The sequence below is a fragment of the Halorutilus salinus genome (genome assembly GCF_026242195.1).
Classification (GTDB): Archaea; Halobacteriota; Halobacteria; order Halobacteriales; family Halorutilaceae; genus Halorutilus; species Halorutilus salinus.
Map to the genome: position 1 here is coordinate 158,910 of NZ_RKLV01000002.1, position 22,251 is coordinate 181,160.

Below are 22,251 nucleotides of genomic sequence, written 5' to 3' on the forward strand. Positions count from 1 at the left end.
TAAATACGTCGAAACCGGCGTCAGCCAAGTTCGGCGACGACCTCCTCTATGATGTCGAGCGCCTCGCGTAGGTTCTCGCGCGAGTTTGCGTACGAGAGACGCGCGTGACCCTCTCCCGCCTCGCCGAACGCCTCCCCCGGAACCGTGATGACGCCTTTTTGCAGGCACGCGTCGACGAAGCCGTCAGGGACGCGCGGGAAGGCGTAGAAAGCCCCGCGCGGCGTCGGGCAGTCGATACCCATCGAGTCGAGACGTTCGGTAACGAGGTCACGCCTTGCCTCGAACTCATCGCGCATCCCCGCAACCGCCTCGTCCGTCCGTTCGTCGTTCAACGTCTCCGCGACACCGTGCTGTGCGGCGGCGTTGGCGCACGCCTGCGCGTACTGATGTACCTTCACCATCTCGTCGACCGCCCCCGTCGGTGCGACGACGTAGCCGAGTCGCCACCCCGTTACAGCGAGTGTCTTCGACGCACCGTTTACGGTCACGACGTTCTCGCCGAACCGCGCAGGTGAGACGTGTTCGCCGTCGTAGACGAAACGGTCGTAGACCTCGTCGCTGATGAGCGTCACGCCGTGGTCGTCGGCTATCTCCGCAAACGCTCGCATCTCGTCCTCCGTCTGTACAGCGCCCGTCGGGTTGGCGGGCGAGTTGACGAAGAAAGCCGCCGTTTCGTCGGTGAGCGCCTCCTTGACCGCCTCGGGTTCGAGGCGCAGATCGTCGGTGAGTTCGACACCGACAGGGTTTGCGTCCGCTACCTTCGTCAGGGCGTCGTACGAGACGAAGCCGGGGTCGGGTACGAGAACGTCGTCGCCGGGGTCGACGAGCGCCTGCACGGCGACGTGTAGACCTTCGCTCGCGCCCGACGTTACGAGAACCTCGTCGGGCGATGCGTCGAAGCCGACGTACTCCGCCACCTCCTCGCGTAACTCGTCGATACCGACGTTGCTCGTATACCCCGCGGCGCGTCCGTCCTTGATGGCGTCCACAGCCGCCTTCTTTACATGCTCAGGCGTATCGAAGTCGGGCTGTCCGAGACCGAGGTTTATGTCGTCCTCGCCCGCCGCCTCGAAGACGCGCCGTATGCCGCTGATACGTATCCGTTGGGTTCGCCGGGAAAACTCCATGCCCTAAGAAGCGCGACGCAACGAATATATCTGTCGTCCTGCGTCACCTACCGCCGCCGTACAGATCCCTGTCCTTCTCACTCGTCTCGTACTTCATGAACGACGAAGCGACGATAACCAGAGCGCCCGCGACGGCGACGTACAGACCGATTTGAAACTCCGAGAAGAGTATCTCCGTAGGCGTCCCGTCCGTGACGAGACCCAGTATGTAGCCGTACCCCGCCGCACCGAAGAGGACGACGTAACCGCCGAGATGGTGGAGTATAGACGCGAAAGCCCCTGCTATCACCACCGACGCGAAGAGCAGGAGGGTAAAGCCGCCCGCGAGGTCGTCGCCTGAGAGCGTCTGTAGCGTCAAGCTTCCCTGATACAGACCGTTGATAACCGAGACGAAAGAGTAGCTCGTCCTTTCGGCACCCAGCTTAACCGGTAGACGGACGTACGGGAGAGCGAGCGACCCCAGCGTGACCAGAACCCCGATGATACGTACCCTCGCAGGCGTATCCGTCTCCGTGACAGCGCCGCTTCCGGTTTCGAGGCTTTCGCCCGTCCCTCCGAACGCCATGACGACGCCGGTCACCGCCGTCACGAAACCTCCCATCACGCCTAATATCCGTGTACCTGACCCCTGTCCCCCCGAACGCGCCCCTATGACGACGAACACGACGCCCGCCGCGATGAGCGCGAACCCCAGGCTCTTACGCATATCTTCGAAAAAGACCCCACCGAATAAAAGCTTGCGTCCTCCGTCGGACGGTGTTCTCCTCCTTCGGACGGTGTTCTCCCCGATCGAGCGGTGTTCGGATAAGCCGCTTTCGCAGGACGGAAAGCAACCGGCTGACCGTCTCTTGACCGTACCGGTATACGGTTTACAGATAACTTCAGATATCTTTGTGACAGAACCACGCGGTTCTGGCTTTCCCTACCTGAACACCGCCCTCAGCCGTCCTCTGTCTCAACGTCGTGACCGCCGAACTCGTGGCGAAGGACGGCGAGAACCTTGTCGGCGAACGTCCCCTCGTCGCCGACGCGCGAACGGTAACGCGCGAAAAGCGACTGCGCGATACCCGTTGCGGGTACGTCGTTCTCTATCGCAGTCTCGACCGTCCACCGTCCTTCACCTGAGTCGGGGACGTGCCCCTTGACGCCTTCGAGACGCGGGTTACGTGCGAAGGCACGGCGCGTGAGACGGGTGAGACGTGACTCGACGACGCTTCCGTTCGACCAGACCCGCGCGACGTCTTCGAGGTCTATGTCTTCGTACTCCCCCTCCGCAAGGAGTTCGAAGCCCTCGCCTATCGCCTGCATCATGGCGTACTCGACGCCGTTGTGTACCATCTTGACGTAATGCCCCGCGCCCGGCGGACCGAAATGCTCGTAACCGCCTTCGACGCTCAGGTCGTCAAAAAGTGGTTCGACGCGTTCGTACGCGTCGGCGTCGCCGCCGATCATGATCGAAAGACCTTCGAGAGCGCCCGACGGACCGCCGCTACATCCCGCGTCGAGGAGCGCAACCCCTTCGTCGGCGAGGAGTTCGGCGCGTTCGCGCGTCCTTCGGAAGTCGGAGTTGCCCGCGTCGATTACCGTATCCCCTTCTTCGAGCGCGTCGGCGAGCGCGTCGGCCGTCTCGTCCACGGGTTCGCCGTGGGGAACCGACATCCAGACGGTACGCGGAGGTTCGAGGGCGTCGGCGAGCGATTCGACGTTCTCCGCACCCTCACAGTCGGCGTCGTCGACCGCCGACCCCACGGCTTCTTCGTCCACGTCATACCCGACGACGCGGTAGCCCTGACCCACGAGGTTCTTAGCCACGTTGCTACCCATCTTTCCGAGACCGATGACGCCCAGTTCGTCTTTCACACAGCCACCTCCTCCGTCGACGCGACGGCGTCGCGTTCGAAAGCCTCGACGGCGTCGGCGTCCTCGACGGGGTTGGTGATATCAACAGCCTCGTTGTACTCCCAGACGGGTTCGTAGACACGGCGCAGACGTTCCTCGTTCACCCACGTACCTCCTCCGTCGACTGCGTCGGTGAGTTCGTCGACAAGCACCTCGTACGGTATGGGTCCCGTCGGCTTCCCCGACTCTACGACACGTCCGCCCTCGCGCCAGACCCATTCGCCGCGGTAGTCGGTCTCGAACTCGTCCTCGGAGTCGGCGTATACGAAGTCGACGTGTCCGCCTCCTGCGAGTTCGAAACGCATCCTCTTGTGCGTCTCGCCGAAGCCCTTGCCGACGTTTACTGTCGCGGTCGCGCCGTCGGCGAACATCTCTCCGGAGACTCCGAACTCAGCCTGCGCCGCCGTTGCACGCGACGAGTACTCGGGTTCCACGAGGTACGGCGTGCCGTCGCGGAACGACAGCGTACCCCCGCACGCGACGCCGAGAACCTCTATGGGATGTACCCAGTCGAGCATCACACCGCCGTTCTGTGGCTCGAATAGCCACGCGCGTCCCGCGTCCTCCTCGCTGTACCCTTCCATGAACGTAGCCTCGACGTGTTCGACGCCGCCGTCCGCCGTCGCGCGTTCGAGAACCGGCGGCATAACCTTCGTCGGCACCTTGTTGAGGTAGTGGAGATGTAGGAACGACGAGTCCCATCTTCCGTCGAGAACGTCGACCGCCTCCTCGAAGCCTTCGCGGTCCGCCGCATACGACTTCTCGGTGACGACGAACTTACCCGCGTCGAGCGCCTCGCGCGTCTGGCGCAGATGGTACTCGATGGGACTCGCCACCTGAACAACGTCGACGGAGTCAAGGAAACCGTCGGGGAGGGCGTCGCCGGCGTCTATCTCATAATGCCTTCCGCGCGGCACCCCGATAGCTCCGAGAAGCTCCCTCTTCTCGTCGTACGAAAGCACGTCGACGGTCGCGTGTACCTCAAACGGGTCGTCGGTGATGCCCTTAACGAGCCTTTTTGACCAGTGACCCGCGCCCACTATCCCTATACGGTGTACCATCTCACTCCTCTACGGCGTCGGCTATACGTTCGAGAGCCTGCCTTGCCTTGACGACCTCGACGCGTAGCTCCTCAACCTCGTTGACGAGACGTTCGTCACCGCCTTCGCCGCGTCCGCCCGGACCTCCGGGACCGCCGCCCATCATACCGCCCATTCCGGGTGGCATTCCTCCGCCCATCATACCTCCGCCTCCCATCATACCGCCCATTCCGCCGGGACCGCCTTCGCCCTCTTCGCCGCCTTCCATCATCTTCTTCATCCGTTCGCGCGGAGAAAGCTCTTCCTCGTCTTCGTTTTCGTCCTCTTCGGACATACGTACCGGTTCGGCTTCCGACGGGTTAAATCTTCATAACAACGCCGCCCTCTGAGTCCTGTTTAGCGGAAAGAGTTATAACGTAGGCGTAACTCCGACGTAACGATGAGCGTAGAAACCAGAGGTACACTAAAGGAGACGATCGAAAAGCTGGTATCGAAGAACGGCGCGGTCTTCTTCGCCATGTTTTCTTTCTCCTCGCTTCTGTTCTTCATCGCCGTCGAGAGCCGCGCCGCCGCGACCACAGCGACAGGACCTCTGGACGACATACTTCCGACGCCGTTCATAGAGCCGGGCGCTCTCGCCTTCCCGATGCCTCGTATGTACGCCGTCCTTCTCGCACTCGTCGCCCTCTTCATCGGCTCCTACTTCGCCGTGATAGCCACGCGCGTCTTCGTGAACCGAACCGCGGGGATCCCGAACGACGCCTACGCCGAGAACATCGGCAAGGTGACCGTAAACATGTTCCTCGGGACGCTCGCCTTCGCCCCGCTGTTCATAGGCGGTCTGTTCCTCCCGGCGCTCGCATACGTCTCGGTGTACGGCTTCGGTATGTCGCCCCTTCTCGTCGTCGCCCTCGCACTCGGTGTCCTACCTGGCGCTTTCGTCGCCGTCTCGTTCGCGTTCTACGTACCGTACACGACGGTCAAGAGCGAGGACTTCATAGAGGCGTACAGCCTTAGCTGGGGCATGTCGTCGGGTAACCGCCTCTCTCTCTGCGGATTCTTCCTCGTCTTCCTCGTCTTCTTCGTCGTCGCCGCCGCCGTTGGTCTCGGAGCGTACGTCTTCCTCTGGGGCTTCTCGACGCTCGTCGCACAGCTAATGCTCGCGTTCGGTGCCTCGGCGGCGCTCGTATTCACGCTGTCGCTCGTCGCAACAGTCTACCGTAGGCACCACGGTGTAGAAGAAACAGCCTGAGGGGGTTACTCGCCCGCTACCAATCCGCCGACGACGCCCCCTATAATCGACAGCACGAACGAGGGTATCGCTATTATTATGACCGCGATTAGACCTATCCCGCCAGCCGCCGCGCCGGCACCCGCTCCGCCAACACCGCCGGGTAGGAACGACCCGATCAGTCCGCCCGCAACCACGAGTAGGATTGCCAGAGGTATCAGGAATGCTATCGTGACCAGTGCGCCTATCTTCGCACCGCCACCGGCACCTTCCTTCTGCAGGTACCCTCCCAAACCACCACCTATCGCAGGGCTTAGAAGGTTCAGCACCGGTATGAAGCCGACTATTATCGTCACCACAGCGCCTATTATCTAAAATCGAGGGCAAGACCCCTTCCTCAAGGAGCAACGCAGTGAACGATAGTGAACGAGTAGCGTTAACGAGAACGGAGTTCTCGTTTGCACATCAGAACGCGGAGCGTTCTGAGGACGCAGTAGGGAGGGGATACGCCCGACAGACAGTTGAATAATCAAAAAACCTTAATAATACAGTCTAACATATATCCAGATAGAATGGTTCAGACGCTCCAGCAGAACCTCGACGGCTTGACTGCCGAAGAGTACGAAGTACTGCGGAGTATGAGCCATCTCTCGAAAAACCTCTACAACAAAACACTCTACGAAGTGCGACAGCACTACTTCAACAACGGCGAGTATCTCAACTACTACGACGCTTACGACCAGTTGAAAGATAACTGGAACTACGAGGTACTCCCCAGCCAAGTCGCACAGCAAACAATGAAACAGGTTGATAAAGGATTCAAGTCGTTCTTCAAACTCGTAGAGAAGAAACGAGAAAACAAGTACGATGCTGACATCAGTCCCCCATCCTACCTCGACAAAGATGGGTACTACACGCTTGAATTTCCATCACAGTCGTTCCAAGTCAAAGAAGACCACATCCGACTTGGCGTTCCCTACTCGTATCGAGACGAGTTTGATTGTGAATCAAAGGAAATCAAACTCCCATTCACATACGAAGAAGTGCAAGAAACGAACCTCAAGCGTGTGCAAATCCTACCAAAGGCTGATGCTCAGTACTTCGAGTACCGTATCATCTACGAAAAAGAAGTAGAGGAAATCGAGACCGTCGAAGGGTCGTGGCTCGGCATCGACCTTGGCGTGGGCAATCTGGCGACGTGCGTTGACCATCGAGGCCACTCGTTCATCGTGGACGGTCGGCACCTCAAATCTCAAAATCGGTGGTTCAACAAACGACTCGCCCACTACCAGTCCATCAAGGACAAGCAGGGTATCGAGGGTACGACTCGTCGTATCGAACGACTGCACCAGAAGCGTCGATACGTCGTTAACGACTACCTCAACAAGACGGTTCGTATCATCACCGACTACTGTATCGAGAACTGCATCGAGACGGTGTACGTCGGTGACGGGAAGGGCTGGAAGCAGAACGTGAGCCTTGGTGATAGGACGAACCAGAATTTCGTCCAGATTCCGTTCGACAAGCTGAAGCAGAAGCTCAAGCACAAGCTCGAAGCTCGTGGTATCGCGTTCGAGTTAGTGCCTGAATCCCACACGTCGAAATGCTCATTCTACGACGAGGAAGCCGTCGAACACCACGAGGAGTACGTTGGTGAACGTGTCGAGCGCGGACTGTTCAAGGCGTCGGATGGAACGCAGTATAATGCTGATGTGAATGGTGCGGTCAACATGGCTCGAAAAGCCACAGGTAAGCCCAATTCAGAACTGTTCAGTTCTGCGGAGGGTGTAGAGCGGGTTGTGGACGCCCCACAGCGAATAAGCCTCTCCGACCTTGAATCTGGTCAGACTTTGCAGGAATCTTCGCTGGAAGCCCCACCCTCAAAGAGCGAACCCGTCAGGGCGAGCGAGTAGGGTGGGGTAGTTCACGGTGTTCACCAGCGTATTCCCCTTCATCCCTCCCGCTACATCTGACTCTGTGCCGGAATCCTGTCTAACTCCACATTCCGGACATATCTCTGCCTCGCTCTTTATCTCTTCACCGCAACTTTGACAGTATGCTGACATCTCCCCGAAATAAACCCATCAGATAATAAAACTTTCGCCGACAAACCAAAACAGTCCACATACTCGGTTCCTGAGGAGCTTGCTTAGTCTACGTACTTTCTCTGGAACTCCTCTTCCGACTTGGTCAGGTAAAGAATACCCTCTATGAATCCTATTATCCCTGGTATGAGCGTCCAGAAGAAGATGAGGTAGAGTATACCCTGTCCTACCTTTCCGAGATAGAACTTGTGTACACCGAATCCACCGAGGAGGATTGCGAATATACCGGCTACCGTTCTGTCCTTGTCGTAGTCGCCAGTTCTACCTCTGTGTCTAACCCCACACTCCGGGCAGATTTCGGCTTTCTCCTTTATGATTTCCCCACAGCTACTACAGTATACCTCGTCGGCTCCTTTTTTTGACATACGAACCAAAACGATGGGGCTGTACAGGCGGTACAAGGTGACTGCCCCGGGGCTGAAGCCGACAACACACAATCTTTAATACAACTAAGTGTGAGTCATTCATAGTGGGTTCGATGGAATGCTACCCAAACCTCAGAGAACGCGGGCAAGTCACAATTCCAGGAGAAGTCCGTGAAGCTCTTAATCTGGAGGAGGGCGACCAGCTGAAACTCACCGTTGAAAGATTAGACTAACAACGATGAAACATACGCTTCGCTTCCGTGCGTACCTACCTGACGACGTAGCTAGCGAAGCGTGGCGACACATCGACATTCTCCGACAGATTCGCAATCATGCTGTCCGAGACTATTATTACAGTGACTACAACGACCGCCCATCTGACTACGACCAACACGACAAACTCACAGACTGGACAGACCGATGGTCAACCTTTGCAGAGCCATCACGACACGCCGCACAACAGGCGATTAGCCAAATCCACAGCGATCTGGAAACGCTTCAAGAACGGCGAGACAACGGCTATAAGGTCGGGAGGTTGCAGTGGCAAGGTGCAGGCGAATTTCGGTCGGTGTCGCACAACCAGTCCAGTCGCTTCAACGTGGATTACAACACGGGCGACGACCGACTCGTGCGACTCCGACTCGAAAAGATTGGCTGGTTCAAAATCCGAGCAGAACGCGACGTGCCAACAGCAGGTGAGATTGACGAGGTTATTCTCAAAAAAGAGAGAACCGGCGAGTGGTACGTCTCACTTGTTACCTCTGTAGAAGACACACCTAAAAAACCGGCACTCAGTGAGATTGAACCTGAGAACTGTGTTGGTGTTGATCTCGGCATCACCAGCTACATCCACACGTCAGAGAACCTGTCTGTGGACACGCTTGACCTATCCGATGAGTATGACCGCTACGCACGTGAGCAACGGGAACTTGACAGGAAAGAACACGGCTCTGCCAACTGGGAAAAACAACGACAGAAAGTAGCTAAGGCGAAGCGTGCAATCAAGCGGAAGGTACTAGACTACCAGCACAAGATCACAACGTGGCTCGTTCGGGAGTACGATGTTGTAGCCGTTGAGAACTTGGACGTGAAGCCGATGCTGGAAACCAGCCAGAGTGCGAAAAATAAGCAAGACGCCGCATGGTCACGCTTCATTGAACTACTGGAGTACAAGGCTAACTTGCACGGAACACACGTTGAAAAAGTGAACCCAGACGGCACGACCAAAGAGTGCGCGGTTTGTGGTGTCGAGACGGACAAGCCACTCTGGGTACGCGAGCATTCATGTCCAGCATGCGGCCATACCGAAGACCGCGACCTCAACGCGGCAAAGAATATTCTCAATCGTGGTTTGAAGCAGTTAGGGGCGGGACGCTCCGAATCAACGCCTGTGCAGACTGCGCTCCCTACGTTCACCCCTCAGCGAGAGGCGGTGGATGCAAAGCGCGTCGTTGAAGCAGGAAGCCCCGGGGCTTGACCCTGGGGTGGGTTCACATAATCTCTTTGCAGAAGGTTTGAGTAACACGTTGCCGAAGGGAGCGGTATGGCAAACGACAAGCAGTCCGACGAGGTGTTCTGCCGAAGCTGTGGTGAACCGATAAAGAAGGAGGCTGAGATATGCCCGGAGTGCGGTGTCAGAAACACAGCACGGGAGACGGCTTCACGGAACGGTGGTATAGACGTGGAGGAGGCGTTGACGACGGGTTTTGAGAGGGTCAAGGCGCGCTCAGGGCTTCTGCTCGTGGCGGTCTTCTTCGTCATACAGCTCGTTTCGACGGTGGCTTCGCAGAGTGGCGCTGAGCGTGCGTTTGAGCAGATGGGGGGTGTAGAGAGCCTCCCGCCTTTCGTACGTGAAACGATGGTTCAGGGGGCTATGGAGCCGACGCCTCTCGCGTTCGATATACCTCAGTCGGTCATAACGTTGATGAGCCTCCTAACGGCTGTCGGTACGATCGTCGCCGGTATAGCCGCCTACCGTGTCTTCGCGTCGGACGCGCGTGAGAGGATACCCCCGGAGGCGTACAGACGTAACATAGGAACCGCGACGCTGAACGGTATAGTCGCCGGGTTCGTGTTCGGCATACTCGTGGCTATCGGTATCGTGTTACTCGTCGTCCCCGGTATCTACCTGATTACGGCGCTCATCTTCTTCATGATATTCGTGGCTCTTGAGGACGAGAACTTCCTCGAAAGCCTGTCGTCAAGCTGGGAGCTTACGGAGGGACGGCGTATCTCCGTCTTCCTGCTCCTCATGGCACTCCTCGTGGTTCAGGTAGCTGTGGGTATCGTCGGTCTCGTAGCGAGTTCGGTGGCTGGCGCAGTACTACCTCAGCTAGGTGCTGTAGTAGATGTCGCCGTAGGCGCCGCACTTGCCGTATACTCGCTCGCGGTTCTGACGGACGCGTACTTCCAGCTAAAGAGGAACCGACACGTTACCGAGGAACCTCCGGTATAGAACAGTTTCGAAACCTGCACCAAAACCCGTTTTTCCTCCCCCGTACAAAAGCCTCCTGTGTACAGAAGAAGATTCATAGCCGGACTAGCGGTTACCGCTGTTGGTTCCACAGGCTGTCTCGGGGGCAATAGCTCCGAAGACGTACCGGATCCCATCGCGCTCTCGGGCGAAAAGTTCGACGACCAAGGCGGCATGGCAATAGGTGACCACGGGGGACCCAACGGGCAGGTCTTCTACGCAGAAAACTCACCGGAGGGGCACGAAAACCCCGCGTGGTTCCACACCCTTGTCTTCGGTCTTTTCCCTTACCACTTCGACCGCCTTGACCGTGGCTGGGAGGCGGAGGCTGTCTATGTCACGGACTACTCGAAGGTGGATCTTCCATCCTCCTCCGATGGAAACCCCCGTCTTCCAGCTCCGACCGCCGCGGATACCTTTGCCGATGCTACGGAGGTTACATACGTCGCAGAGAGCGAAGCAGTGGGTGGAATGGGGCCGGCACTACCACCTTTCTCCGAAGAGTCCGAAGCAGAGGACTTCGCTGAAAGGTACGGCGGTCGCACCATCGGATTCGAAGGTATAACCTCTACTCTCATAGAGGAACTGAAGAGGAACGCCCCCGGTGGAATGGGAATGAACGGAATGAATATGAGTGACGGATGAGGATCAGACGCTGTAAACTTCGCCGTACTTTTTATGTGCGTACTTGAGAAAAGGTTCCGCGCTCAGGTCATCGCCCGTCGCTCGGCGCACGAGTTCGTCGGTCTCATACCTCTTTCCGTGTGTATGAATCTCGTCACGTAGCCATCTGCGTATACCGTCGAACCCGCCTTCTCGTACAGCCTCGTCAACGTCGATCTCGTCACGAACCGCGGCGTCGACCTGTGCCGCGAGCGCGCTACCGAGCGAGTACGTCGGGAAGTAGCCGAAGGAGCCGTGCGACCAGTGTATGTCCTGTAACGCGCCCTGCGCGTCGCTCTCAGGACGGAAGCCGAGGTACTCCTCGTGTTTTTCGTTCCAGACGGCGGGCACCTCATCGACCTCTATCTCGCCTTCTATGAGTGCGCGCTCGACCTCGAAACGCAGGAGTATATGCGAGTGGTACGTGAGTTCGTCCGCCTCGACGCGTATAGGGTTGCGCTCCTCGACCGTGTTGACCGCTTCGTACGCGCGGCGCGGCGTCACGTCCTCGTCCGTCGCCTCGTTGAAACGCGGTGCGAAGAAGTCCCAGAAAGCGCGCGTGCGCGCGACGTGGTTCTCCCAGAAACGCGACTGCGACTCGTGTACGGTAAGGTCGCGCGCCTCGCCGAGAGGCGTTCCGTACTCGTCGCGCGGAAGACCGAGCGTGTAGGTCGCATGCCCGAACTCGTGTACGGTGCTCGTGAGCGCGTCGAGAGGGTCGTCGCTGTACCGCGTCGTGACGCGTGCGTCGAACTGGGTGCCCGTTGAGAAAGGATGGGGCGCAACGTCGAGTCTACCGTGTTCCTTGTCGTAGCCCAGAACGTCGAGTGCGTCGCGCACGACCTCCTCCTGCGCGTCCTCGTCGACCGACGGAAGAGGTTCGGGCGAGACATCGGACGCGACAACGTCGTCAACGAGGGGCATGAGTTCGTCGCGTAACGTCGAAAGGACGCGCTCCGCGGTGTCGAGACCCAGATACGGCTCGAACTCCTCGAAAAGCGCCTCGTAACGCGGCACGTCGGGATTCACGTAGTCGGCGTACTCGCGCCTGAGTTCGACGAGGTGTTCGAGCGTCGGTGCGAACTCGTCGAAGTCGTCGTTCTCCTTTGCGCTCGCCCAGACGGGATGCGCCTCCGAAGTCGCCTCCGAGATCTCCTCGACGAGTTCGTTGGGGACGCGCGTCGCGCGGTCGTACTCACGCCGTACCTCGCGCACCACAGCGCGCTCTTCGTCGTTCTCAGGCTCGGCGGCGTTGAGGAGTTCACCCGTTCTGTCGTCGGTCAGAAGGTCATGACGGACGGACGACAGCGTTGAAAGCTGTTTCGACCTCGCGGGCGTACCGCCTTCGGGCATCATGACCTCCTGATCCCATCTTAGGACGCCCGCGGCGTGCCCGACGTTCGAGATCTTCTTTACGCGTTCGACGAGTTCACCGTAGCTCATGGTTCGCGTACGTTCGGCGCGCTAAACAGTCTGATGGTCGCCGACGTGACCGACGGAAAGGGAACGACGGACGTAGTTACCTAACACAAACAAAGGGTTTACTTACTGAGTCGACCATATAGTAGTTCAGGTGATTCGAACCTAATGAACGAGAACGAAATCGTGTGGCGTATCGCCGGTGGCTCCGGCGACGGCATCGACTCGACCGGTAGTAACTTTACGAAGGCGTTGATGCGGTCGGGTCTCAACGTCACCACACACCGGCACTACCCGTCGCGTATACGCGGCGGTCACACCTACTTCGAGGTACGCGCGTCCGCCGACGACATAAGATCACGCGCCGACGAGTACAACGTTCTTCTCGCTCTCGGTGACTCGTTCGCACGGTCTCCCGACGAAGAGTCTGTCTACGGGAACGAGGAGGTGAAGCCCCTCACGGAGAACCTCGACGACCTCGCAGAGGGCGGCGTCATAATCTACGATACGGGCGTCATAGACACGGAGGACATACCAGAGTTCGACGACCGTGTCGAGGAGAACGGCTGGAACGTCTACCCACTCGACCTACGTGAGATTGCGAAGGAGCAGGGGCGCGAGGTCATGCGTAACACAGCGGGTGTGGGAGCGACCGCGGCGGCGATAGGCTTCGAACTCGAAGCCATCGAGGACGTTATGTCCGACTCGATGGGGGGCGATATACTCGAATCCAACGTCGAGATCCTACACCATACACGCGACAAGGTTCTCGACGAGTACGACGTCGACCACGGTATCGGTGTACCCGAAGGCGAGCACGACGAGGAGCAGGTTCTCGTCGGCGGTAGCCACGGGATCGCGTACGGCGCTCTCGACGAGGGCTGTCGGTTCATATCGGGCTATCCCATGACGCCTTGGACGGATGTCTTCGCTATCATGTCCAAGATGCTACCCGATTTCGGCGGAGTCGCCGAACAGGTCGAGGACGAGATCGCGGCGGCGAGCATGGCGATAGGCGCGTCCCATACGGGAGCCAAGGCGATGAGCGGTTCCTCAGGCGGTGGCTTCGCGCTGATGTCCGAACCCCTCGGTATGGCGGAGGGTACGGAGACGCCCGTCGTTCTCATAGAGGCGATGCGCGGCGCTCCTTCGACGGGTCTTCCCACAAAGACGGAGCAGAGCGACCTCGAACACGTTCTGTACACCTCACAGGGCGACGCTATGCGTGTCGTACTCGCCCCCGGTGACCCCAAGGAGGCGTACGAACAGACGCGTACGGCGTTCCGTATAGCGTACGGCTACAACATCCCTGCCATAATACTGTACGACAAGAAGCTATCCGGCGGTCTGACCAACCTTCCCGAGTCGTTCTTCGACCGCGAAGCCGACCCGTCGATGGAGGCGACGCTGACCGAGGAGGAGGTACAGGAGCTAAAGCCCGACGGTGCGCAGGACTTCCCGCGTTTCAGCTACGGCGCGGAGAAGGGCGTGCCGCCACGACCGATACCGGGACAGAAGGACGGGCGGTTCAAGACGAGCGGGAACGAGCACGACCAGTACGGCTACATCGACGAGGATCCCGACAACCGTGTAAGGCAGATGGATCGCCGTCTGTCGCGTTTCGATCATATACGTGACGAACTCAACGACGAGAACCACCAAGCCGTCTACGGTGACGACGATGCCGAGTACGGTCTGCTCTCGTTCGGTAGCAACAAGGGTGTCATAGAGGAAGCCGTCGACGAACTCTCCGAAGACGGATGGTCAGTCTCCGGTATGAACGTTAGCGATATGGTACCGTTCGACGCCGAGGGCGTACGCGGCTTCATCGAGTCCGTCGACCGTGTCTTCGTCGTCGAGAACAACGCGACGGCGCAGTTCCGTCACCACGTACAGCGCGAACTCGCGGGATACGGTGACGTGATGACGAGCATACTCAAGTACGACGGCGACCCGTTCCGTCCTGCTGAGGTCGTCGACGCCGTGGAGTCCGCCGAAGACGACGACGTTGAGACTTCGTACAACGTCAAGATACAGCACAAGATATCGCGTAAGGGACGCGGAACAGAAACCGTCAAACGTCTCGAATCCGTACAAGGAAGAGGTGACCCACAGTGAGTGCATTCAGCGCAATCGGCGAGGAAACCGAGGTAGAGTCCGACGACTACACGCCCAAGCTCGAACCGCAGGCGACATGGTGCCCCGGATGCGGTGACTTCAGCGTTCTAAAGGCGTTGAAGCAGGCTCTTGCCGAACTCGGCAAGAACCCCGACGAGGTACAGTTAGTGACGGGGATAGGCTGTTCGGGCAAGCTCTCGTCGTACTTCGAGAGCTACGGCTTCCACTCGATACACGGACGCGCGCTACCCGTCGGACGCGCGTCGAAGCTGATCAACCCCGAACTTGAACTTATCGCCGCGGGCGGTGACGGCGACGGATACGGTATAGGTGGAAACCACTTCATGCATACCGCCCGCGAGAACCACGACATGACGTACATCGTCTTCAACAACGAGGTATTCGGGCTTACGAAGGGGCAGCCTTCGCCCACGTCTCCCAAGGGACAGAAGTCGAAGTCGATGACGCCCCACGGAAACGCGAAGGCACCTATACGTCCCATGTCGATGGCTCTCTCCGCCGGAGCGACGTACGTCGCGCGCACCGCCGCGGTCAACCCGCGTCAGGCTAAGGAGATACTCGTCGAGGCTATCGAACATGACGGCTTCGCACACGTCGACTTCCTCACGCAGTGTCCGACGTGGAACAAGGACGCCAAGCAGTACGTGCCATACGTCGACATACAGGACTCCGACGACCACGACGAGTTCGAACTCGACGACATGCGTGGCGCGTGGGAAGCGATGCGCGAGACGGAGGAGGCGCTGTACGAGGGCGAGGTTCTCACGGGACGGTACTACCAGGACGAACGCCGACCGTCGTATCAGGAGGAGAAGATGGAACGCGGCGACATGCCTGAGACACCCATAGCCGAGGACTACTTCGACGAGTCACACGACTGGAAGAGGTCGTATGACATCATAGACAAGCACAAATAAAAAACCGTCTGCCTACCCCCCGCTGTCGCTTCTCTTTATACGTTCAAACGCCTCCTTGGCGCGCCTCTCCTGCTCAGCCGTCGGTTCGGTGTCCCTGTAACGCACCTCCTCGAAGACGTCGGTCAGTTCGTCGACAGCTCCGGGGTCGAGACCCGCTTCCTTCGCGCTCTCGGCTATCTCGCTCGGCGTCTTCGTACCTATATCCTCTATACCGGCGCGGTCGATCATACCGCTCCAAGAGACGTAGACGTCGTTCTCGTACTCCGTATCGAACACCGTTTCGTGTCCGTTTCCTCTGTCCGAACCGTCTCCGCCCCGGTTCCTCCCCCTCAGCCTTCTGGCGACGAGGATGGAGGACGCCGCCAAGACCGCGATGCCGACGACGGCGGCGAGTGCCATACCGAGGTAGCTTAGAGCCTCGTTAAGGCTGAGTCCGAAGACACCCTGTGTATCGCCGTCGCCTTCGCCCGGTTCGTCCGAAACAGTCTCGTTGTCCGTGTTAGAGTCCCCCGTCGTCGTTCCGTTACCCTCACCTTCTGAGCCGCTGTTCTCGGTGCTTTCGTCGTCCGAACCGCCCGCTTTCTCGGACTCGTTCGTCTCGGATCCGCTCTCCCCTGTGTCCTCCCCTGTGCTTTCCTCAACGGTCACGTCGGTGGAGTCGACCACCCTTTCACCGAACGTAAGGTTGGCGGTGTACTCGCCGGCGTCGCCGTCTTCCGTAGGTATATTGAATCTTTCGTCCTTCTCATCCCCGCCTTCGAGGCTGAACGTCTTCGTCTCCGAACCCAGACCGCTGACGTTCACGGCGACGGTTTCCCGCCCTGAGACACCGAACCCGCTCGATACTTCCGTATCCACGGTAAGATTCTCGCCCTCGGCTACGGGCGAGTTCGTGTCGGTGATGGATAGTTCTACATCAGCACCCTCCACGACGAACTCCGCCTCGTCCGTGTCTTCGTCGGTGACGACTTCCGCCGTGTAGTTGCCTGCGTCCCCCAAGCCGGTCGACATGTTCAGACTCACCGTTCTCGAAGAACCGGGAACGAGATTGCTGACACGTTCAGCTTCTTCGAACTCCCCGCCTGCGTTAGGGGTACCAAGCTTGACCACCTGTGTACCAGACTCCTGACCGGCATTCGTGACGATGAACTCTACCCGCACATCATTTCCCGCGGTTACGGGTGAGTTGGTGCTGTCCACCGAGACGACGAAGTACGCCCCTTCGGGTCTGAGTTTTAGCTCGACCTCCTGCGTCTCATCCTCTTCGACAGTGATGTCTTCGATAGCATCTGACCCCCCGAACTCGGCTTCCAGCCTGTATTCGCCCGGTTCGACCGACTCGAAGCTGTAGCTTCCGTTGGCGTCCGACTTCGTGGTCTCCTCGTTACCGGTGGACATATTCACGAGACGCACGTCGGCGTCAGCGAGCGCGTGCCCGCCCTCCGTCGAAACCGTCCCTGTCACCTCTCCCGTACCCTCGTCCGCCGCCGTGACAGCGGCTCCGGAGAGTAACAGTGCGACCACCAGACACGAGACGGACACCGCTCTACGAGAGGGGACGACGCCGGCGCTTCCGAGTCTGTATCCAGTACACATAGTATCACGAACCCCTTTCCGCAGACGGATGTTCTGATGTCACCGTGGTTTGATTCCTCGTCGGAGTTTATAACGTTTCGTAAGACAGACACGTATGACCGGATCGGTGCGGGGACGCGCCCTCGAAACGGTAGAGACGGGTAGGAAGGTCGACGCGGAGGTGCGCGACCCTTAACCGTCCTTGCTGAGACCGCCGCTTCTTGCTACCACAGCGTCCTCGCGGTTCGCCTCTACGGTAAACTCGTCGCCCGCCGACGGCGGTTCGAAGTACTTCTTTACCTCCGAACCCACGACGACCTCGACGTAGTCGGCGTCGCCGGGGTCTACGACGCGTACGGTCACCTCGTCGGCTTCCTCGTCGTACTCGGCGTCTATCACGGGTTTTTCGCCGCGTATGGGGAGCCTACGCCCGCCCTGTCGTCCCCCTTCGCTGATGGAGTCGCGTATCCAGTCGCCCACGCGTCCGGGTGCCTGTCTGACGAGTTCGGCGGGTTCGACCGCCTCGTAGCCGCCGTCCGAGAGACGAACCACTCCTTCGTCTTCGAGTCCGTCAAGTGCGTCCTCGACCTCCTCGTCCGCGAGACCCGTCTCGTCGGCTATCTCCTCGGCTTCCGCACCGTCGGTACGTCTCAGCGCCGCGTAGACGCCGGCGCGCGTGTCGGTACCGAAGAGGTCGGTTATCAGGTCGTTCACGCCCTCGCCGACAGCGCTAAGCGCCTCGTCAACCCTGCCTTTAATGCGATCTCCTTCGTCGTCTATCCTACCGCCTATCTCGGAGCCGACGGCGACGCCGTACTCGTGGATCACGTCGACGGGTTCTACCAACAGCTCCTCCGCCCCTAAGACTTCGTCGGTGTCGTCGTTTTCGTCCGTCATCTTACGGAGGAGTAGACACGCCACGCATATATCTTCGTCGCCCTGACCGTTCGGCGCTCCTACCGTCACAACTTAGTACCGCGCACGCGAATCCGACGGTATGCCCGACGAAATACCCCGTATAGGTCTCGGTACTTGGCAGAACAAGGAACGCGAACCCTGTGTAGATGCCGTACTCGCGGCGCTCGACGCCGGATACCGTCATATAGACACGGCTCAGGCTTACGGAAACGAGCGCCACGTCGGCGAAGGTCTATCGCGCTCCGACGTACCCCGCGACGAGGTCTTCGTCGCCACAAAGCTCTGGAACAACAACCTGAGCTACGACGAGAGTATTACACAGGACGACGCATACATAGGCGCGAAGAGAAGCGCCGAACTCCTCGGCGTCGACACCATCGACCTCCTGTACGTCCACTGGCCTGCGGAGGACTACGGCGACGGGACGCTCGAAGCCCTCGACAAGCTCTACGATGAGGGCGTCATAGAAGCCGCGGGCGTCTCCAACTTCACACCCGAACTCCTCCGTGAGGCTTACGACAAGCTCGACGCGCCCCTGATCGCAAATCAGGTCGAGACGCATCCGCTTCTGCCGCAGGACGAGATGCTCTCGGTCACCGACGAACTCGGTATCGATCTCGTCGCCTACTCGCCTCTTGGACGCGGCGGTGTCTTCGACGTACCCGAGATTCAGGAGGTCGCCGAGAAACACGACGTGAGCGAGGCACAGGTTTCGCTCGCATGGCTACTCGAACGCGGCGTGAAGCCCATACCCAAGTCCGCGGATCCCGAACATATACGTGACAACTACGGTGCTCTCGATCTCGAACTCGACGACGAGGACATAGAGGCGATAGACTCTATCGGCGAGCGCGAACGTCTCATCGATCCGGAGTTCGCCCCCGACTGGTGAGAGTAAGGTTAGCAGACCCGATGCGTGACAAGGCTTTTTAGACGCCGCCCGCTCCGTTTAACCGATGCTGAACGAGGTTTTCGTCCTGACTGAGGTTGTCATACTGTCCGTAGCCCTGCCGCTGTCGCTCGTAGCCGCGCTTGGCTTCCATGGCTCGCCTTTCGCCGGCGTAACGACGCCTATACCCGTCGTCTTGGCGTCGTACATAGTTGCCGACGGTAGCCGTCTCGTCTTCGAGAGCCCGCCCCGGAGCCTGTACGCCCTCTTTACGACCGTCGCGGTTCTCGCCGCGGTCTACTCGGCTGTAAACGCGGTGCTCCTCCTGACGGAGAGGAGGGCTGTCTGATGGAGTCCCCCTACCAGCTCGTCTTCCTTGCGCAGGCTTTTGTTCTCGCACTCACCGCGGTTCTCGTGGTCTACCCCCTCGCGGCTTACGCGCGTAACGTCGCCTACACAGAGGCTTTCGTCCTACTCGCTCTCGCCTTCTTCACCGTCACCGTCGTAGGCGTCGTTGACTTCGTTCTCGGCTACCGCACTCTGGCTAACGCTCTCAGACCCGTCGGCGCTCTGTTCGCACTCGCGGGCGTCTACCTCTTCGCGCGTGACTTCGTACGCGCAAACGACAGCTTGGAGACGTACGGCGACTTCGGCGACTACGTTGAGTTCGGGGGCGAAGAAGGTGACTGATGCCGCCGACGAGGATACCGTCTCGTTACGCGAGGGCGAACAGTCCGTCTGCCCTATCGATGCGATGGACGATCCGTTACGCCAGCTTCCGCCTGAGACGTTTGAACGTATGCTCGTCGTCTCCACGCGCGGCGACCCTGAACGCGTCGAACGCGCCGTACGTGACGCGGGTGCGGATCCGACGAACGTCGTCGTCGTACCCGTGTCAGGAAGCGCCATACGTTACGACGGACCGCTTACCGTCGGCAAGAGGGTAGCACCGAGCGACATGACGGGTGTCGGCGTCAGGTTCACCGAGGCTCTGAGAGGCTTCGACGAACCCGCGTGGGTCGTCGTCGACAACTTCAACGTCTTCCTCATGTACACCGATCAGAAACGCGTCTACCGTTTCATGGACAGCCTGACCGGAAAGGCGCGCGAGTCGGGCGCACGCGGTCTGTACTGCACCGTGCGTGACGCACTCACCGACACGACGTACCAGACGTTCCGTAACCTGTTCGACTCCGAGACAGACCTACGGTGATGTCGGCGACAGCCAGCCTCGTTTCGTTGGTCGTGGGAGGCGCGCTCGCCTTCTCGCTCGTCGCGCCTCCGGGACCTATGAACGCGCTTATCGCCGACGAGACGGCGGCGCGCGGCTGGTTCGCGGGCTTCCGTTCGGGTCTCGGCGCTTTCGCCTCCGACACCGTCTTCTGCGCCCTCGCCCTCAGCGGTGCTGTCACGGTCGCGGGGTCACCGACCGTCCGTTCCGTCGCCGCCATGGTCGGCGGCGTCTTCATGTTCTATCTCGCGTACGACGCGCTCCGCGACGCGCGCGCACGGACACCTACCGAGTCGCGCGGATTCACAAAGGCGCTCGTACTTGGTCTCACAAACCCGTACCAGATAGGCTGGTGGCTGACCGCGGGCGTCGCGCTCGTACAGCCGTCGCCCGTCGAAGTCGCGGGAGAAACCGTCGTCGTGGGCGGCGTAACTGTTCTCGTCGGATTCTTCGCCGGTATACTCGTCTGGATAACCGCGTTCCCTGCACTACTCGTACGCGCGGGTGACCGTCTCGAAGGCTTTGAGAAAGGCGTAAGCTACGTCAGCGCCGCCGTCCTGTCCGTCTTCGGCGTCGCCTTCGTCTACTACGCCGTCCTATAACGCGCCCTCTATCTCGTTCGCCTGCGTCAGACCGATGAACTTCTCAACGATCTCGCCGTCCTTCTCCACGACTATGGTCGGCACGCTCCTTACACCGTACTCCTGTGCCACGTCGGGGCTTTCGTCAACGTCGACCTTCTCGAACTCTATATCCGGATACTCCTCCTCCAGATCGTCTATTATCGGATCCTGCTTCTTGCACGGACCGCACCAGTCGGCGTGGAAGTCTTTGACCGTGGTTCCCATACCAAACAGTAGTTGGCTGTCACAAATAAAGTTTCTTCCGTCTCACCCGGCGCGGACACACGCACTAAACCGACGAAACGACGCGCTCGTACGCCGCGACCGTCTCGTCTATATCCTCGTCGTCGTGTGCGTAACAGACGAACTGCGACTCGAACCCATTGGGCGTGAGGAAGACGCCCTCGTCGAGCATCCCGTTCCAGTACAGGCGTTTCCATCTCTCCGTCTCGGCGTCGTCGATGTCGCCCGCGTCCTTCGGGCATGTCCCGTAACGCGGACAGTCGGCGCGTTGCTCGCACCCTGACACGCACGCGCCTTCGAGGCTCTCCGGCGTCTCGCGCGTGAAGACGGTCTTGAACACGCTGTCCACGCCGACGACGGTGTACTCGGGCGCGTAGTCTTCGAGTACGTCGGTCATACCCGCGCGGAGTTCGTCGGCGAGAGAGTTCACATGAGAGTACACGTCCTCGTCCTTCGCGTACCGTAACGTCTCCAGACCCGCTGACATAGTAACGGGATGTCCGGAGAACGTCCCCGCCTGAAAGACATCGCCCGACGGCGTGAAGCTCTCGACGAGTTCGGCGGAGCCTCCGATAGCCCCGACGGGGAAGCCGCCGCCGACTATCTTACCGAACGTCGTCAGGTCGGGTTCGACGCCGACGACGCTCTGCGCGCATCCGAGTCCGCCGACACGGAACCCCGTAATAACCTCGTCGAAGACGAGCAAAGCGCCGTGTTCGTCGCAGAGCGACCGTAGTGTCTCGTGGTACCCCTCGACGGGATGGACGACGCCGTTGTTCCCCAGAACAGGCTCGACGAGGACGCACGCTATCTCGTCGCCGTGTTCCTCGAAGACGCGTTCGACCGTCCCCTCGTCGTTGAACGGTACGGGGAGCGTCTCACGCGCGAACGACGAAGGTACGCCTTTGGTCGACGGTTCGGGCGATTCGGCGTCGCCTTCGACGAGAGTCGACTCCTGCGCACCGTGGTAGCCGCCCTGCATAACCACGACCTTGTCGCGTCCCGTCACGCCGCGCGCGAGACGGACAGCCGAGACGGTCGCCTCCGTGCCCGAGTTGACAAACCTAAGCGTCTCTACGCTCCCGACGTGTTCGGCGACGAACTCCGCAAGCTCGACCTCAACCTCCGTCGGGGCACCGTACATAGGTCCGCGCGCGACCTCCGACTGAACCGCGCCCGCGACGCGTTCGGGTAGGTCGTGTCCGAGAAGGAGCGGACCGTACCCCATGACGTAGTCCGTATAACGGTTACCGTCAACGTCGACGATCTCGCCGCCGTCACCCTTCTCGACAAAGAAAGGGTACGGCGAAGGCTCGGCGCGTACCGAGGAGTTGACGCCGCCCGCGAGCACCGACAGAGCGCGCCCGTACAGTCTACGTGAGTCCTTGCCCATA

At 59.7% G+C, this 22,251-nt stretch carries 25 protein-coding genes and 1 pseudogene; 13 read left to right on the top strand and 13 right to left on the bottom strand.

Annotated features, from left to right (window positions below; all coding sequences use genetic code 11):
- Positions 1 to 20 precede the first annotated feature (20 nt).
- The 5 genes from EGH25_RS02610 to EGH25_RS02630 form a co-directional block, all read right to left on the bottom strand.
- Positions 21 to 1,127, bottom strand: a complete 1,107-nt coding sequence (locus EGH25_RS02610) for a pyridoxal phosphate-dependent aminotransferase (RefSeq protein WP_266085969.1) — start codon at positions 1,125 to 1,127, stop codon at positions 21 to 23.
- A 43-nt stretch (positions 1,128 to 1,170) separates the two neighbouring features.
- A complete protein-coding gene (locus EGH25_RS02615) occupies positions 1,171 to 1,833 on the bottom strand; it encodes a hypothetical protein (RefSeq protein WP_266085971.1) in 663 nt (220 codons plus the stop codon).
- 233 nt (positions 1,834 to 2,066) lie between these two features.
- Positions 2,067 to 2,987, bottom strand: coding sequence for a phosphogluconate dehydrogenase (NAD(+)-dependent, decarboxylating) (gene gnd, locus EGH25_RS02620; RefSeq protein WP_266085973.1), 921 nt, complete (start codon positions 2,985 to 2,987; stop codon positions 2,067 to 2,069).
- The gene (locus EGH25_RS02625) at positions 2,984 to 4,087 is read right to left on the bottom strand and encodes a Gfo/Idh/MocA family protein (protein WP_266085975.1); all 1,104 of its coding nucleotides are present in this window, start codon (positions 4,085 to 4,087) and stop codon (positions 2,984 to 2,986) included. Before EGH25_RS02625 ends, gnd begins: the two co-directional genes overlap by 4 nt.
- 1 nt (position 4,088) lies before the next feature.
- The gene (locus tag EGH25_RS02630) at positions 4,089 to 4,400 is read right to left on the bottom strand and encodes a hypothetical protein (RefSeq protein ID WP_266085977.1); all 312 of its coding nucleotides are present in this window, start codon (positions 4,398 to 4,400) and stop codon (positions 4,089 to 4,091) included.
- Between the two features lie 105 nt (positions 4,401 to 4,505).
- On the opposite strand from EGH25_RS02630, the gene EGH25_RS02635 reads away from it, so the two are divergent.
- On the top strand, positions 4,506 to 5,318 hold the full coding sequence (locus EGH25_RS02635; RefSeq protein WP_266085979.1) for a DUF7847 domain-containing protein: 813 nt from the start codon (positions 4,506 to 4,508) through the stop codon (positions 5,316 to 5,318).
- 5 nt (positions 5,319 to 5,323) lie between these two features.
- On the opposite strand, the gene EGH25_RS02640 is transcribed toward EGH25_RS02635, so the two are convergent.
- The gene (locus tag EGH25_RS02640; RefSeq protein WP_338071865.1) at positions 5,324 to 5,656 is read right to left on the bottom strand and encodes a DUF5518 domain-containing protein; all 333 of its coding nucleotides are present in this window, start codon (positions 5,654 to 5,656) and stop codon (positions 5,324 to 5,326) included.
- A 213-nt stretch (positions 5,657 to 5,869) separates the two neighbouring features.
- On the opposite strand from EGH25_RS02640, the gene EGH25_RS02645 reads away from it, so the two are divergent.
- Complete coding sequence (locus EGH25_RS02645) at positions 5,870 to 7,210, top strand: RNA-guided endonuclease InsQ/TnpB family protein (protein ID WP_266085981.1); 1,341 nt, start codon at positions 5,870 to 5,872, stop codon at positions 7,208 to 7,210.
- Here the strand turns inward: EGH25_RS02645 and EGH25_RS12355 are convergent.
- Together EGH25_RS12355 and EGH25_RS02650 are read right to left on the bottom strand one after the other, a co-directional pair.
- Positions 7,178 to 7,363 (bottom strand): zinc-ribbon domain-containing protein, encoded by a 186-nt coding sequence (locus EGH25_RS12355; protein WP_476729809.1) that lies wholly within the window; start codon positions 7,361 to 7,363, stop codon positions 7,178 to 7,180. The genes EGH25_RS02645 and EGH25_RS12355 overlap by 33 nt on opposite strands.
- An 83-nt stretch (positions 7,364 to 7,446) precedes the next feature.
- Positions 7,447 to 7,767, bottom strand: a complete 321-nt coding sequence (locus EGH25_RS02650) for an NINE protein (protein WP_266085983.1) — start codon at positions 7,765 to 7,767, stop codon at positions 7,447 to 7,449.
- Between the two features lie 113 nt (positions 7,768 to 7,880).
- Between EGH25_RS02650 and EGH25_RS12220 the strand changes: the two genes are divergently transcribed.
- The 4 genes from EGH25_RS12220 (at position 7,881) to EGH25_RS02665 (ending at position 10,885) form a co-directional block, all read left to right on the top strand.
- Entirely contained in the window at positions 7,881 to 8,000 is a 120-nt protein-coding gene (locus EGH25_RS12220; RefSeq protein ID WP_276591884.1) for an AbrB/MazE/SpoVT family DNA-binding domain-containing protein, read from the top strand.
- A 5-nt stretch (positions 8,001 to 8,005) separates the two neighbouring features.
- Positions 8,006 to 9,244, top strand: a complete 1,239-nt coding sequence (locus EGH25_RS02655; protein ID WP_266085985.1) for an RNA-guided endonuclease InsQ/TnpB family protein — start codon at positions 8,006 to 8,008, stop codon at positions 9,242 to 9,244.
- 66 nt (positions 9,245 to 9,310) lie between these two features.
- Positions 9,311 to 10,222, top strand: coding sequence for a zinc ribbon domain-containing protein (locus tag EGH25_RS02660; RefSeq protein ID WP_266085986.1), 912 nt, complete (start codon positions 9,311 to 9,313; stop codon positions 10,220 to 10,222).
- Positions 10,223 to 10,279: 57 nt separating this feature from the next.
- Positions 10,280 to 10,885, top strand: coding sequence for a nitrous oxide reductase accessory protein NosL (locus tag EGH25_RS02665; protein ID WP_266085988.1), 606 nt, complete (start codon positions 10,280 to 10,282; stop codon positions 10,883 to 10,885).
- 3 nt (positions 10,886 to 10,888) lie between these two features.
- Here EGH25_RS02665 and EGH25_RS02670 read toward each other — a convergent pair whose 3' ends face one another.
- Complete coding sequence (locus EGH25_RS02670) at positions 10,889 to 12,346, bottom strand: carboxypeptidase M32 (RefSeq protein ID WP_266085990.1); 1,458 nt, start codon at positions 12,344 to 12,346, stop codon at positions 10,889 to 10,891.
- A 144-nt stretch (positions 12,347 to 12,490) separates the two neighbouring features.
- Between EGH25_RS02670 and EGH25_RS02675 the strand changes: the two are divergent.
- Both EGH25_RS02675 and EGH25_RS02680 read left to right on the top strand, forming a co-directional pair.
- A pseudogene (locus EGH25_RS02675) lies at positions 12,491 to 14,359 on the top strand (2-oxoacid:acceptor oxidoreductase subunit alpha); the annotation flags it as partial.
- A gap of 77 nt (positions 14,360 to 14,436) precedes the next feature.
- On the top strand, positions 14,437 to 15,378 hold the full coding sequence (locus EGH25_RS02680; RefSeq protein WP_266085994.1) for a thiamine pyrophosphate-dependent enzyme: 942 nt from the start codon (positions 14,437 to 14,439) through the stop codon (positions 15,376 to 15,378).
- Between the two features lie 12 nt (positions 15,379 to 15,390).
- Here EGH25_RS02680 and EGH25_RS02685 read toward each other — a convergent pair whose 3' ends face one another.
- Complete coding sequence (locus EGH25_RS02685; protein WP_266085995.1) at positions 15,391 to 16,902, bottom strand: carboxypeptidase regulatory-like domain-containing protein; 1,512 nt, start codon at positions 16,900 to 16,902, stop codon at positions 15,391 to 15,393.
- Between the two features lie 243 nt (positions 16,903 to 17,145).
- Complete coding sequence (locus tag EGH25_RS02690) at positions 17,146 to 17,850, bottom strand: helix-turn-helix domain-containing protein (RefSeq protein ID WP_266085997.1); 705 nt, start codon at positions 17,848 to 17,850, stop codon at positions 17,146 to 17,148.
- Between the two features lie 100 nt (positions 17,851 to 17,950).
- Here EGH25_RS02690 and EGH25_RS02695 point away from each other — a divergent pair, with 100 nt between their 5' ends.
- The 5 genes from EGH25_RS02695 to EGH25_RS02715 all read left to right on the top strand — a co-directional run bounded on the left by EGH25_RS02695 (position 17,951) and on the right by EGH25_RS02715 (position 20,593).
- Positions 17,951 to 18,763 carry an aldo/keto reductase gene (locus EGH25_RS02695; protein WP_266085998.1) on the top strand — a complete coding sequence of 271 codons (813 nt, stop codon included), beginning with the start codon at positions 17,951 to 17,953 and terminating at the stop codon, positions 18,761 to 18,763.
- A 64-nt stretch (positions 18,764 to 18,827) separates the two neighbouring features.
- The gene (locus EGH25_RS02700; protein ID WP_266086000.1) at positions 18,828 to 19,109 is read left to right on the top strand and encodes a hypothetical protein; all 282 of its coding nucleotides are present in this window, start codon (positions 18,828 to 18,830) and stop codon (positions 19,107 to 19,109) included.
- Positions 19,109 to 19,450 carry a hypothetical protein gene (locus tag EGH25_RS02705; protein ID WP_266086002.1) on the top strand — a complete coding sequence of 114 codons (342 nt, stop codon included), beginning with the start codon at positions 19,109 to 19,111 and terminating at the stop codon, positions 19,448 to 19,450. Before EGH25_RS02700 ends, EGH25_RS02705 begins: the two co-directional genes overlap by 1 nt.
- Positions 19,443 to 19,973, top strand: coding sequence for a DUF7504 family protein (locus tag EGH25_RS02710; protein WP_266086003.1), 531 nt, complete (start codon positions 19,443 to 19,445; stop codon positions 19,971 to 19,973). Before EGH25_RS02705 ends, EGH25_RS02710 begins: the two co-directional genes overlap by 8 nt.
- Positions 19,973 to 20,593: a LysE family translocator gene (locus tag EGH25_RS02715; protein ID WP_266086005.1), complete on the top strand. Its 621-nt coding sequence runs from the start codon at positions 19,973 to 19,975 to the stop codon at positions 20,591 to 20,593. Before EGH25_RS02710 ends, EGH25_RS02715 begins: the two co-directional genes overlap by 1 nt.
- On the opposite strand, the gene EGH25_RS02720 is transcribed toward EGH25_RS02715, so the two are convergent.
- Positions 20,588 to 20,839, bottom strand: a complete 252-nt coding sequence (locus tag EGH25_RS02720; RefSeq protein ID WP_266086006.1) for a thioredoxin family protein — start codon at positions 20,837 to 20,839, stop codon at positions 20,588 to 20,590. The genes EGH25_RS02715 and EGH25_RS02720 overlap by 6 nt on opposite strands.
- Positions 20,840 to 20,903: 64 nt before the next feature.
- Positions 20,904 to 22,250, bottom strand: coding sequence for a glutamate-1-semialdehyde 2,1-aminomutase (gene hemL, locus EGH25_RS02725; RefSeq protein ID WP_266086008.1), 1,347 nt, complete (start codon positions 22,248 to 22,250; stop codon positions 20,904 to 20,906).
- Position 22,251: the final 1 nt, after the last annotated feature.